This window comes from Eisenbergiella tayi, assembly GCF_001881565.1.
GTDB classification, from domain to species: Bacteria; Bacillota; Clostridia; order Lachnospirales; family Lachnospiraceae; genus Eisenbergiella; species Eisenbergiella tayi.
The window spans coordinates 527,799-539,868 of the sequence record NZ_MPDJ01000005.1; the positions used below are offsets into that span (position 1 = coordinate 527,799).

Genomic DNA, 12,070 nt, shown 5'->3' on the forward strand with positions numbered 1-12,070 from the left:
TGATTGAGGCCGCACCTTAAATCAGCGGTTTAACGAACATGAGCAGCATGGCAACAAGAAGTCCGTAAAGACCTGTTGTTTCGGCAACTGCCTGTCCAAGAAGCATTGTGGATGTAATATCAGATTTAGCGCCGGGATTGCGTCCTACTGCCGCGGCAGCGTGTCCTGCTGCAATACCCTGTCCTACACCAGGTCCGATACCTGCGATAACCGCAAGACCTGCACCGATTGCTGAACATCCTAAAATAAAGCTTTCATTGAACTCCATAATTTCCTCCATTCTTCCGCATAAAAGCGGTTTTGCATTATTTTTCATCTATGAACAATTACGCCGGTTCCTTCCTGCGCTGTTGTTTCCCTTACTTATCTCCGATAGCATCTGAAATATAAGTCATAGTCAGCATACAGAATACGTATGTCTGAATTGCGCCGGAGAACAGGTCGAAATATACGTGCAGCGCTGCCGGCCATATCACTGCAAACCATTTTAACAATCCATATACCAGAGCCATCATAACGGTACCGGAAAGCACATTTGCAAAAAGACGCAGTGACAGGGATATGGGAACTGCCACATCACCGATAATATTTATGGGCGCCCAGATAGGCCATGGTTCACAAAGGCCTTTCAGGAAGCCTGACACCTTCTGATACTTCAGTTTATTAAAGAAAATCAGAGTAAACGTCAAAAGCCCCAGAGGCAGTGTCACGCCATAGTCCGCCGTAGGCGGCCGCAGGCCGAACAAACCCGAAATGTTGCATATCAGAATAAAAATAAATATCGTTCCGATATAGTTTGCAAACTTTACGGCATTCCTGCCCATTACGTTGTTTATCATACCATCCAGCTTTTCCACAACCATTTCCACAATGTTCTGAAAAAAGCCCGGCACTTCCGAAGCCCGCTTCATTGCCCGGTTTGCAGCTATGGCAAACCCTATAAGCACAAGCATAATAATCAGCAGGCATACATGGGTGGTGGTAATCCACACCTTATGTCCGAAGAAACTGTAAGAAAAGATTCCATGTATCATAAAATCCACTTCCGAATCCGCAGACAGCAAAATACCATTCATTATAAATTCACCTCCTTCTTTTCCATATTTTCGGCACCGTCCGTTCCGTCGGGGTGCCCGTTCCATTCAGGGGGATCCTGAAGCACAAACGCCTCCCCTTCCCCCTCTTTATCAGGATGCAGACGTCTGTGCACAAAAGGCTGCAGATAAGCCGCCGCCTTTAAACCCATAATTCCCAGAAAAACCGCCAGCGGATTAGCCGCTCTCGTCAGCATTACCACCGCAAAAACCACAACTATCACGGCATATCTGATAAAAGCCGTTTTCCTGATATAGCCCTGGGCTGCGCCTCCCCTGTCCAGCCCCCGATCGAGGGCCCACCACATATGGAAGGCCGAAGCACCTGCCAGCAGGATTCCCAGCCATAATCCCAGACTGTAATCCGCCTTTTCCTTTAAAAACCATACAGGGATCAACTGACAGACGATCCCCCACAGCAGTATGCCCGTCCATAATTCCAGGACAGTTTCATTTACTTTTTCCAGAAGATTTTTCATCATGACTGCCTTTACTCTTGTCCCCAGTTAATTTTTGTGCCAATACATATATGTTCCTGAACCCGGCAAGCGCACCGACAAAGAACAGTATAACCATAAAAAAAGATGTGCCAAGCTTTTTATCCAAAAACATGCCCGCAAAGGAGCACAAAAAAATGGGGACCAGCATATAAATGCCAAACTGCGTTATCAGGGACAAATACCTGAAAACATTCTTATCCACTTCTGTATTCCTTTCGCCGATTATACAACACTAACCCCAGGGTAAAAACACTCATTTATGATTATACCCATTTTCATGGTTTCTGTCTAGCAAAACAGTGGTTTTTTTCATTGACATTTTGTCCGGTTAAGAGTAGTATTTTGGACAAATACATACTTCATTTTCAAACCTTTGGCATACCCTGAACAGACGCAGTCCCTGCGTCCCAAAGGAGGAGGAGGCGCTTATGAAAGATCCCATCCTGTACCGCAGACGTCTGATTCCCGAAGAATGCGTTCTTCTGAAGGATGACAGGATTCTTCTGCATGCAGACAACATTCTGGTAACCAGCTGGCAGGCGCTGAAACCAAGAAAGGATCTTCACCACGGCTATTCCTGCTATTTTTTCAAAGAAGGCTACAAAATCAGCAAATTCTATGCCGCAGACAACACCCTGCTCTACTACTACTGCGACATCATTACCCACGACTATAACGAAAAAACGAACACCCTCATCGTCACAGACCTCCTGGCAGACGTAATCATATACCCCGACGGCTTCGTCAAGGTAGTAGATCTGGCCGAAATATCCCAGGCCCTCTCAGCCAACCTCCTAACCATCCCCCAGCTCCAGTCCGCCCTCCTCTCCCTCGACGCCCTCCTAAACCTCATCTACGCCGGCAAACTCGAAGAACTGACCGCCCCCATAAACCGCTTCGACCCAGCCCAAAGCCTGCTCCTTCAGCAATAAACCATTTATTAACAAATTCAATCTTCTACCACACAAAGCCAAGGCGAAAACCACCATTCCCCGCCATGGCTTTTTTATTAAACAATCAAAAACCTACGCCTGCCAGCTCCCCCACGGTTTCATGAACCGGTCTGCATCCGGCCTTCGGTCTTCGTCCCCGTGCATTCTGTCTCAGCAGGTGCATCGCAAAAAAAGGGAGCTGTTTCTTACCGTTTTGATCCTATAATACATTGCCCGCCCTTAGCGGCGCTGTAAGCGACTAAAGTCGCTCGACGACCGAAGGGAGGAGTTTAAGCCGCGTTGGCAATGTATTATAGGAACAAAATGGTTAGAAACAGCTCCCTTTTTTTGTCTGCACCTGCCGAGACAGAATGCACGGGGACGAAGACCGAAGGCCGGATGCAGACCGGTTCATGAAACCGTGGGGGAGCCCCCCGCCGCACCACTTTTTTAATAAAACACATGCCCCCCAATATTGATACCCTCCAGCCCCGGTATCGGCGTCCTGAAATACACACAATTTCCCACATTGGTCATTCCTCTCATCGCCTCATCCGCCGCCCGGTAGCAGCTGGCCGTCGCCCTGTTTTCCGCAAGAGCAAGAGCAAGACGTCCTGTGGACACCGGTTCAAACTGCCGGTTCTGATAAATAACGCCGGAAAGAGTGCTGGGATAAACGGAACTGAGCACGCGGTTGATAACCACCGCGCCAACCGCCACCTGCCCGTCATAGGGTTCCCCGCCCGCCTCACAATAAATCAGATTGGCAAGCAGATATCTGTCATCCTCCGTAAAGGAAACCTCGGAAATGTCACGCCAGCTGGAATTAGCCGCCAGTCTGGATTTTGCCATTTCTTCCGCCAGCTGCTTCTGAAGAGCGGATATATTCTTATTCTGCTCCTCGATCTGTGCCTCAAGCGCCGCAACCTGGGCCTCTGCACCGGCAATCTGATTGGAGTAGCTGCTTATATTTCCCTTTGTTTTATTAATCAGTCCGCTGAATTTTTCATGCTCCGCCTCTGCGGAAGCCTTCATCTCATCTAGCTCTTCCTTTTCCTTCTCCAGACGTGCTTCTGTTTCCTCTACCTGCTTTCTTGTTTCCTTGTACTGGGCAAGCATTTTCTGATCATAGGCGGCAATCTGCTCGAAATATTCTGATTTATTCAGAAAATCCGAAAAGGAGGAGGACGAAAACAATGCCTCCAGGTACATCTGGCTGTTTTGCTCATACATGAACTGAATCCGCTTTTTCATACAGGTATACTGCCATTCTTCCGTTTTCTTGGCTTCCTCCAGCTCTTCCTGCGTCTTGGCGATTTCATCATTTTTAGCGATAATATTGTTTTCTATGGTTTCCAGGTTATTGCTCACTTCCGTCAGCTGCGTAGTAAGCCCGGCCAGTTCTCCTGCCAGGCCGGTCTTCGCTTCTTCCATATTATCAATATTGGTTTCCGTGGCATTTTTCTGTTCTTCCGTAGCCTGCTTTTCCTGCTTTGCCTTTTCCAGCTTTTCCTTCGTATCAGAAGTGGCTCCAGCCCGGATAACCGGAATGCTGACCAGCAACACAGCCGTCAAAACCCCTGTAAGCAGCCTTCGCCTTCCAGCTGTCTTCATCCCATCTCTCCTCTTATAATTCAATTGTCACATTACGGCCCGCAGATTCATACTGACGGTAAACCACCCCCGCCGCATCCAGCATCCGCTTGGAAGCGCGCACAGCCGGAGTATCCGCATATTTGTCACATTCATATATAACTTCTTTGATACCGCTCTGAATAATTGCCTTGGCACATTCATTGCAGGGAAAAAGGGAAACATAAAGCTTAGCCCCGGCAAGGCTTCCTCCCCGGTAATTAAGAATGGCATTCAGTTCACTGTGAGTGACATAAGGATACTTGGTATCCTCTTCCTCCCCCTTTTTATCCCATGGGAATTCATCATCGGAACAGCCGATGGGGAACCCGTTATAACCCATGGAAAGAATTTTATTATCCTGGCTCACTATGCACGCCCCCACCTGGGTGCTGGGGTCCTTGGAACGCATGCCGGACAGCTTGGCCACTCCCATAAAATACTCATCCCAGGTTATATAATCGGTCCTTTTCATGAAAATTCCCCTTATTTCTTTTATTTTGTACCAAAAATCCTGTCTCCGGCATCTCCCAGGCCGGGAACAATATAGCCGTGATCATTCAGCCTTTCATCCAGCGCTCCCACATACAGATCCACGTCCGGATGCAGCTCCTGCATCTTCGCGATACCTTCCGGCGCCGCAATAATGCACATGAAATGAATCTTCTTACAGCCTTTATCCTTCAGCATCTGGATGGCTGCTACGGAAGAACCGCCTGTAGCCAGCATGGGATCCACAACGAAAACCTCTCTGTCCGCACAGTCTGCGGGAAGCTTGCAGTAATATTCCACGGGTTCCAGCGTTTCCGGATCACGATACAGGCCGATATGCCCGATTTTGGCTGCCGGAATCAGGTTCAGCACACCGTCCACCATTCCCAGGCCGGCACGGAGGATAGGCACAATCGCCATTTTCTTTCCCTTCAGCTCCTTCACTGTGGTGTCACAGATGGGTGTGGTGATTTGCACATCAGCCAGCGGCAGGCTCCTTGTGGCCTCATAGCAGATGAGCATGGCAATTTCACTGATTGTCTGCCTGAAATCCTTGGTGCCCGTTTCAATTCTCCTGATGTACCCGATTTTGTGCTGAATCAGCGGATGATCCATGATTACTACCTTTGCCATAATATTTGTCCTCCTGTATGTTTTTATACCTTTACCTATCTTCCGGCGTCCCTGAGGGACATATCCGCGTCCCTTTTATCCTTTTTATTCAATAGCCTTTACCCTTCGGGCATGCTTTTCTTCCCCTGAAAAAGGAGTGCCTAGAAATGTTTCCACAATGCCCAGAGCCAGGTTTTTTCCTATTATGCCCGCTCCCATAGCCAGCATATTCGCATCGTTATGCTCTCTGGTAAGTCTTGCAGAAACTGTGTCCGCACAAAGCGCGCAGCGGATTCCCTTCACCTTATTCGCCACAATGGAAATACCGATACCTGTGGTACAGATAACAATTCCCATATCACACTCTCCGCCTGCCACCGCTTCCGCAGCCGCCCTTCCGTATTCTGGATAATCACAGGACTCCTTTCCCATACATCCGAAATCCTTAAAAGCAATCCCTTTCTCCTTTAAGTATCCGATTACTTCCTGTTTTAAATCATAACCGCCGTGGTCACTTCCTAATGCTACCAGCATAAACGCACCTTTCCGCCTTCCGGCTTTTATTATTTGAATGATAATTACTTATCCTTCCATCATACTGTAATAATCCGGTGTCCCGCCGCTTTCAGCAGCCGGTTCATAATTGCTTGCCCCATTCCATAGGAAGAAAAGGATTCCGTATACATCACTTCCACCTCTTCATCATCAAATTCCCTCAGAATCCGATACAGGCTGTGGGCAATGGCTTCTTCATCCTCCCGGCTCCCCACGCTCTTCACGCTGTCGGCCGTATAACGGGCAAAAGTCTCATCCGTTGCGATTACTCCGGTTTTCTTTCCTTCCGCCGCCGCACAGGCACAAAGACTGTTAATATGCTCCACAACAGCCTCTGCACTGCCTTCCACAATGGAAAGCTCACCCTTGGGTGCATAATGCCTGTATTTCATACCCGGGGCCTTGGGACGCTGTGCGGTGGTCCCGTCCAGAATCGTCTGATCCAATTCCACCTCTCCCAGCACCTTCTCCAGCATTTCCTGCGTCACATAGCCGGGACGCAGAATGATGGGTTCCGGCCCCGACACATCCACAATCGTGGATTCCAGGCCGATTCCCACGGCTCCGCCGTCCAATATCATATCTATTCTGCCGTTCATATCCTCCGCCACATATTCCGCCATCGTGGGGCTGGGTCTCCCCGATGCATTGGCACTGGGTGCTGCCACAAAGCCTCCGGCCGCTTCAATAAGCCTCCGTGCCACCGGATGGGATGGGAAACGGATTGCCACCGTATCCAGCCCTCCTGTGGTTTCTTTGGGAACCGTATCCTTTTTCTGCAGAATCATGGTCAGGGGCCCCGGCCAGAAGGCTTCGGCCAGACGTTCCGCCTCCTCCGTCACGGGCTCCGCAATCCGGTAAATATCCTCCCATCTGCAGATATGCACAATAAGAGGATTATCCGAAGGCCTTCCTTTGGCCGCATATATTTTTTTGGAAGAATCCGGATTCAGCGCATCTCCCCCAAGGCCATAAACCGTTTCCGTGGGAAATGCCACCAGACCGCCGGCCTTCAGGATATCTCCTGCCCGGCGGATTTGCTCCTCATCCGCATTGTCTCCTTTTATCACCGCATATATCGTATCCATAGTACCGCTTTTCTTCCCCTTTCCAAAAGGGAAACTTTATTCCCTGCCGCCTGAAAATCCGCCGACAGGCTTACTTCCTGGACATTATACCACATTCAGTACTGATGTAAAAGGAAAAAAAGCCCGGCACTTTTTATAAAACCGCATAAAAACGGCCGGACTTTTCCTGAGTCCTGCCGCTTTCTTATACTTTCCTTTTTATTTTTTACCAAAGCTGCAATTCCTGCCGGCCGGTAATTTCATACAGCGATCCCTTCCAGTATACACCTGCGGATATCCCATCCGGTAATTCCACACACATCCTGCCCCCATTCCGGATTATTTTCACCCTGCCCATGGGTGTATTATGCCATGCACTGAATTCTTTTACACGGTCCAAAAAGCAGGGCCTCAGTACAATCCGGCTCCAGCCCGGTTCGCATTCCTCGGGAACAAGTCCTGTCAGCGCCTTAAACATCCATGCTCCCACGGCGGAACGCATATGGTGATTCAGGGAGCCCTTCTTCCCGCTCCAATGCTCCCAGAGAGTGCCTCCCCCATTCTGAAGCATAAAGGCCCAGCCCGGGAATTCTTTCTGTCCCGCTATCTTCAGCGCATCTTCCTGATATCCGTAACGGGTGAGCATTTCCAACGTATAAACCGAACCGAAAATACCGCCTCCCGCCCGGTACCCCTTCCTGCGCACAATACCGGCTAACTCTTTTGCTTCCTTTTCCGGATTTTCCGATAACCCGAAAAACAGGACACAGCTCAAATAACTCTCCGTTCTATTGCAGGATCCATAATAATCCCTCATTATCGCCGCCTTTACATAATCGGCCAGTACCTTCCACTCCTTTTCATCTCCTTTTTGGAGAAGTGCGGATATCTGCTCCATAATCTGTGCCATACGCATCACAAAGCAGCTCAGTATCATCCCGGCAGGGCATACCTCCTGTGATTCATCCGGCAGGAAGTCTCCCAGCCCGCTTTTACAGATTCCGTCCTCCGATATCTGCTGTGTGTAACGCATGTATTTTTTCATTGCTTCATAGTAACGCTCCGGAATTTCTTTTTTCCCCGTAAACCGGTATAGCTGCCATGGAATAAAAATCAGCGCCCCATCCCAGGTCGGCCCGCTCTGATAGTTATATCCATAGACGCTTGTGGGCGCAATGCACGGAAGCTGCCCACTCGGCCACTGACAATCCGCCAGACTGTCAAGATACTGCAGATAAGCATCCTCCATATCCAGATTCAGCAGGGCAAATTCACAGGACATATGGGCATCCCCGGTCCATCCATTCTTTTCCCGATGGGGACAGTCAGTAGGGATATGATGGAAATTGGTTTTTACCGACCACAGCGAAGCATCATATATGCTCTGCAGTACAGGATCCGAACACCGAAGGCCCCCTGCCGTTTTAAAAACCGTATAAAATACACGGGCCCTGATCTGCCGGACGGCCGCCTCTCCCTTCACCTGTACATAACGAAAACCTTTATAACTGAATTCGGGATGCCATGATTCCTCCTCATCACTCCCTTTTCGATAAAAATCGATCTGGTTTCTTGGAATGTCACAATGGCGTTTAATCAGCGTCTGATCGATATTTCCCTGTCCGTCAAGCCGCTCTCCATACAGGATTTCCACCGTATCCCCTTTCTTACCATCCAGGGTTATTTCCACATCTCCGGAAAGATTCCGTCCGAAATCATATACTCCGTTTTTCACCGATACCGGCTGTCTGTATTCCTGAATCCGTATTCCAGGCAGCTTCTGCTCTTTCAGGATTCCCCCCGGTCCTTTCGCAATTACCGCCTGACTCCATTCCTTTTCTTCTGCTCCGGCATCATAGTTTTCTCCGAAACGTACGGAATTATAGGTCCACTTTCCCTCCCTGCACTGCCATTTTGTATCCGACCATAAGATAAACTGACCATCGGCATAAATCTGGCATATCAGCTGAAGATGATTTTTCCACACCGCATGTTCAAAATCAAAGCAATCTTCTCCCGGCTCATGAAACCAGCCGTTTCCCAAAGTCACCTCTATTTCATTGCTTCCCTCTGTCAGAAATTCCGTTATATCACAGGTATTATAGAGCACAGTCCTGTCATAAGCGGTAAAAGCAGGCTGCAGAAGTTCCTCCCCCACCCGCTTCCCGTTTATTTTCAGGTAATAAAAACCAAGTCCGCAGATATCTATGGATGCACTTTCCGGTCTTTTCGTCAGGCTGAAAATCCTTCGAAAAACCGGAGTGACATTTTCCGGACACGTTTCAAACATAATCCATTTGGCCTTCCATTCTTTCATACCAGTCTCCTCTATTTCATCTCCGGATACTCCCGGAAATAGCCTGCCGCTTCCAGCTCACACAGCAGCTGCTGTTCTTCTCCGTCAGATAAATCCACAGCCGGTTTTTCCGCTTTTCCCAAAGAAATCCCCTTTCGGTTAAAAAGAAATTTCATAGCCCGGATCTGCCCGTATTTTAAAAGAACTTCGATGATATTGTCCGCCTGGAACTGCCAATTCCGGGCAGACTTCATATCACCTTCCCTGAAAGCCCCATAAATCTTTTTGTAAATACCCGGCATAATGTTATAGGTGGAACCGATTCCCCCGTCGGCTCCCATAACAAGTCCGCAAAGCAGCGTTTCATCCGGCCCGTTCAAAAGATTGATGTTTCCGCCCTGAAGCCTGGAAATACGAAACAGCTCATAATAATCATTCCTGGTAAATTTCATCCCGATCACCCCTGGCAGCTCAAGGACTTTTTCCATCAGGACCGTGGGATCCTGTTCCCCCAGCATATAATTGACATAGACCAGCATGGGAATATCCACGTCCTCCGACAGCTGTCTGTAATAATCCACTGTTTCTTCCATACCATAGCGGTATACCGGAGGAGGAGTCGCAGATATGGCATCCGCCCCGGCCTTTTCCGCCTGTCTGGCCAGCCGGATCCCTTCTCTCACCGAATATGCCCCAATGTGTACAATACAACGGCCCCGGCCGTCTATGGCCCTCAGGGCCTCTTTTGCCAGTTCTTCCCTCGCTTCCGTTTCCATACTATAGCATTCTCCCGTAGCTCCCCCTATATAAAATCCATCCGCTCCATGATACAGTTCCCAGTCAATGAGCTTTTTCAGCCCATCTCTGCGGATAATCCCCTCCTCTGTTATCGGAGTGAGAAGAGCGGGAAAAATCCCTTTAAAAATCTTGTTGCTGTTCCATTCTTTTTTCATTTTTGCCCCCATCTGTATGCTTTGACGTGTTTTTCAGCATGAAAACTACAAACATCCTTCCTTCAGCCCTTTACCCCGCCAATCGTAATCCCTTTCACAAAAAATTTCTGACAGCTTAAAAAGATAATCAGCATGGGAAGCGTGGCTATCATGGCTGCCATCAGCTGATAGCCTGTATTGGTTATCTGACCCTGGGAAAACAAAGCGATCCCGATAGGAGTCGTCCGAAGCCCTTTATCTGCAATCATAATCAGCTGCCACAGATAATCGTTCCAGGCGCTGAAAAAAGAAAAAATACCGAGTGCACCGAGTGCAGGCAGAGCCATAGGCAGTACAATCCCAATAAATCTCCTGATCTCCCCGCATCCGTCTATCTCCGCCGCCTCCAGCAGTTCTGTCGGAATGCTTCCCATAAACTGCCTGCATAAAAACACACCAAATGCAGGAGATACGGTAGTCAGTATTAAGCCTATCCTTGAATTTGTCAGATGAAGCTTCATGGCCACAAGATAATTGGGTATCAGAAGCATCTGCCTCGGCAGAAGCATGGTGGCAATCACAAGGGCAAAAATGAGCTCCTGCCCCCGGAATCTTTTTTTAGCGAAAGCATATCCTGCCGTTGCACCGATAAAAACAGTAATAATCGCCGTTCCCAGGCTGACCGCCGTACTATTGGCAAGCCATAACAGAATCTCCGTCTTCTGCCACACATAAGCGGCATTTTTTCCTGTCAGGTTCCGAAAAGGATTCAGATCCGGAGGTATGAGCTGTAAGGCCATCTGGCTTTTAAAGGCTCCCGTTATCATGACATAATAGGGGAATAAAAAAACCAGTATCAGCAGTATCAGCAAAGTAAATGAAACCCATTTTCCTATTTTCTTAGTCTTCATAATCCCTCCTAATACTCAACGGCTTCCTGCTTCATCATGCGGAATTGAAGAAAGGCAATAACCGCCGTGATTAAAAACAGGATAACCCCGATTGCAGAAGCATACCCAAAGCTACCATTCTGGAACGCGCTGGTATATACCAGCATCAGAAGTGTGGAGGTCTTAAAGCTGGGCCCGCCGTTTGTCATCAGATAAGGTACCGCAAAAATCTGCAGCATCCCTATGGTACTGGTTATTAAAATATAAGTAGTGGTTCCATGCAGCAGTTTTAAAGTAATACGAAAAAATATCTGATTTTCTGAAGCCCCGTCAATCCTGGCGGCTTCAAAATAACAGTCGGGAATACCATTAATGGCTGCCGTATACAGAATAACCGGCTGTCCCAGCCCATAGGTGCATATCAAAAGGGCCAGCAGCGGAATCGCTGTTTTGGGACTGTCAAACCAGGATACCGGAGTGAGGCCGCATATACGGAATAAGCTTGCAACCAGTCCGAATGTAGGAGAAAACAGGAAGTTCCACACAATGACCAGCGCCACCTGATTCGTGACCGACGGAAGATAAAATACCGCTTTGGCAAAAGCATTCATCTTTTTCCCACGAGTGCTCAAAACCTTGGATATCCAAAGAGAAACCATGACGGTAACCGGCAGTATAATAACTGCATAACCGAAAGTGGCGGATACACTGCGCCAAAAGGCCTCGCTTCCAAAAGCCTGCCTGTAATTATCCCAGCCGCAGAAAACCGACCTGCTTATGGTATAGTCATAAAAGGATACCTTAAAACCATACAAAAACGGATATACAGTAAACACAAGGAAAAAGCAAAACCAGGGCAAAAGGAATAAATATCCCCATTTTTCTTTAAGTAATTGTTTCATTCGGGACTCCTTTCCAAGTCAGCTCCTGTGCAGGAGCCCTTCCCACAGGATCGAGTAGGAGGCGGTGACTAACCGCCGTCCTCTCACAGCACCGTGCGTACCGTTCGGTACACGGCGCTTTCAATAGTTGACGTGCACGGACTGATAGGCTGTGGCTAAATCATAG

General features: G+C 48.5%; 14 protein-coding genes. 1 reads left to right on the plus strand and 13 read right to left on the minus strand.

The window, feature by feature from the left end; all coding sequences use genetic code 11:
* Positions 1–16: 16 nt before the first annotated feature.
* From atpE to BLA28_RS20425, 4 genes are all read right to left on the minus strand, one after another.
* Positions 17–268, minus strand: a complete 252-nt coding sequence (gene atpE / locus BLA28_RS20410; protein ID WP_009251917.1) for an ATP synthase F0 subunit C — start codon at positions 266–268, stop codon at positions 17–19.
* A 91-nt stretch (positions 269–359) separates the two neighbouring features.
* Positions 360–1,076 carry a F0F1 ATP synthase subunit A gene (gene atpB / locus BLA28_RS20415; protein WP_069150866.1) on the minus strand — a complete coding sequence of 239 codons (717 nt, stop codon included), beginning with the start codon at positions 1,074–1,076 and terminating at the stop codon, positions 360–362.
* A complete protein-coding gene (locus BLA28_RS20420) occupies positions 1,076–1,576 on the minus strand; it encodes an ATP synthase subunit I (protein ID WP_044971460.1) in 501 nt (166 codons plus the stop codon). Before BLA28_RS20420 ends, atpB begins: the two co-directional genes overlap by 1 nt.
* Positions 1,545–1,796, minus strand: a complete 252-nt coding sequence (locus tag BLA28_RS20425) for an AtpZ/AtpI family protein (RefSeq protein ID WP_009251920.1) — start codon at positions 1,794–1,796, stop codon at positions 1,545–1,547. Before BLA28_RS20425 ends, BLA28_RS20420 begins: the two co-directional genes overlap by 32 nt.
* Before the next feature lie 226 nt (positions 1,797–2,022).
* Here BLA28_RS20425 and BLA28_RS20430 point away from each other — a divergent pair, with 226 nt between their 5' ends.
* Complete coding sequence (locus BLA28_RS20430; RefSeq protein ID WP_009251921.1) at positions 2,023–2,526, plus strand: DUF402 domain-containing protein; 504 nt, start codon at positions 2,023–2,025, stop codon at positions 2,524–2,526.
* Between the two features lie 450 nt (positions 2,527–2,976).
* Here the strand turns inward: BLA28_RS20430 and BLA28_RS20435 are convergent, their stop codons facing one another.
* The 9 genes from BLA28_RS20435 to BLA28_RS20475 all read right to left on the minus strand — a co-directional run bounded on the left by BLA28_RS20435 (position 2,977) and on the right by BLA28_RS20475 (position 11,904).
* Entirely contained in the window at positions 2,977–4,140 is a 1,164-nt protein-coding gene (locus BLA28_RS20435; RefSeq protein ID WP_069150864.1) for a cell wall hydrolase, read from the minus strand.
* A gap of 13 nt (positions 4,141–4,153) precedes the next feature.
* A complete protein-coding gene (locus BLA28_RS20440) occupies positions 4,154–4,633 on the minus strand; it encodes a deoxycytidylate deaminase (protein WP_009251923.1) in 480 nt (159 codons plus the stop codon).
* Positions 4,634–4,653: 20 nt separating this feature from the next.
* On the minus strand, positions 4,654–5,283 hold the full coding sequence (gene upp / locus BLA28_RS20445; RefSeq protein ID WP_009251924.1) for a uracil phosphoribosyltransferase: 630 nt from the start codon (positions 5,281–5,283) through the stop codon (positions 4,654–4,656).
* A gap of 84 nt (positions 5,284–5,367) precedes the next feature.
* On the minus strand, positions 5,368–5,796 hold the full coding sequence (gene rpiB, locus BLA28_RS20450) for a ribose 5-phosphate isomerase B (protein ID WP_242880607.1): 429 nt from the start codon (positions 5,794–5,796) through the stop codon (positions 5,368–5,370).
* A 59-nt stretch (positions 5,797–5,855) separates the two neighbouring features.
* On the minus strand, positions 5,856–6,905 hold the full coding sequence (locus tag BLA28_RS20455; protein WP_069150863.1) for an L-threonylcarbamoyladenylate synthase: 1,050 nt from the start codon (positions 6,903–6,905) through the stop codon (positions 5,856–5,858).
* 205 nt (positions 6,906–7,110) lie between these two features.
* Positions 7,111–9,201 carry a family 78 glycoside hydrolase catalytic domain gene (locus BLA28_RS20460; RefSeq protein WP_071699388.1) on the minus strand — a complete coding sequence of 697 codons (2,091 nt, stop codon included), beginning with the start codon at positions 9,199–9,201 and terminating at the stop codon, positions 7,111–7,113.
* Between the two features lie 11 nt (positions 9,202–9,212).
* Positions 9,213–10,133 (minus strand): dihydrodipicolinate synthase family protein, encoded by a 921-nt coding sequence (locus tag BLA28_RS20465; protein WP_169897277.1) that lies wholly within the window; start codon positions 10,131–10,133, stop codon positions 9,213–9,215.
* A 62-nt stretch (positions 10,134–10,195) separates the two neighbouring features.
* Positions 10,196–11,023 carry a carbohydrate ABC transporter permease gene (locus tag BLA28_RS20470; protein ID WP_016360134.1) on the minus strand — a complete coding sequence of 276 codons (828 nt, stop codon included), beginning with the start codon at positions 11,021–11,023 and terminating at the stop codon, positions 10,196–10,198.
* A gap of 8 nt (positions 11,024–11,031) precedes the next feature.
* On the minus strand, positions 11,032–11,904 hold the full coding sequence (locus tag BLA28_RS20475) for a carbohydrate ABC transporter permease (protein ID WP_069157857.1): 873 nt from the start codon (positions 11,902–11,904) through the stop codon (positions 11,032–11,034).
* Positions 11,905–12,070 lie beyond the last annotated feature (166 nt).

What these genes read in the sequence shown, in the direction of transcription:
- atpE (WP_009251917.1), bottom strand. Translation starts at nt 268, where the DNA reads ATGGAGTTCAATGAAAGCTTTATTTTAGGATGTTCAGCAATCGGTGCA.
- atpB (WP_069150866.1), bottom strand. Translation starts at nt 1,076, where the DNA reads ATGAATGGTATTTTGCTGTCTGCGGATTCGGAAGTGGATTTTATGATA.
- BLA28_RS20420 (WP_044971460.1), bottom strand. Translation starts at nt 1,576, where the DNA reads ATGATGAAAAATCTTCTGGAAAAAGTAAATGAAACTGTCCTGGAATTA.
- BLA28_RS20430 (WP_009251921.1), top strand. Translation starts at nt 2,023, where the DNA reads ATGAAAGATCCCATCCTGTACCGCAGACGTCTGATTCCCGAAGAATGC.
- BLA28_RS20435 (WP_069150864.1), bottom strand. Translation starts at nt 4,140, where the DNA reads ATGAAGACAGCTGGAAGGCGAAGGCTGCTTACAGGGGTTTTGACGGCT.
- BLA28_RS20440 (WP_009251923.1), bottom strand. Translation starts at nt 4,633, where the DNA reads ATGAAAAGGACCGATTATATAACCTGGGATGAGTATTTTATGGGAGTG.
- upp (WP_009251924.1), bottom strand. Translation starts at nt 5,283, where the DNA reads ATGGCAAAGGTAGTAATCATGGATCATCCGCTGATTCAGCACAAAATC.
- rpiB (WP_242880607.1), bottom strand. Translation starts at nt 5,796, where the DNA reads ATGCTGGTAGCATTAGGAAGTGACCACGGCGGTTATGATTTAAAACAG.
- BLA28_RS20455 (WP_069150863.1), bottom strand. Translation starts at nt 6,905, where the DNA reads ATGGATACGATATATGCGGTGATAAAAGGAGACAATGCGGATGAGGAG.
- BLA28_RS20460 (WP_071699388.1), bottom strand. Translation starts at nt 9,201, where the DNA reads ATGAAAGAATGGAAGGCCAAATGGATTATGTTTGAAACGTGTCCGGAA.
- BLA28_RS20465 (WP_169897277.1), bottom strand. Translation starts at nt 10,133, where the DNA reads ATGAAAAAAGAATGGAACAGCAACAAGATTTTTAAAGGGATTTTTCCC.
- BLA28_RS20470 (WP_016360134.1), bottom strand. Translation starts at nt 11,023, where the DNA reads ATGAAGACTAAGAAAATAGGAAAATGGGTTTCATTTACTTTGCTGATA.
- BLA28_RS20475 (WP_069157857.1), bottom strand. Translation starts at nt 11,904, where the DNA reads ATGAAACAATTACTTAAAGAAAAATGGGGATATTTATTCCTTTTGCCC.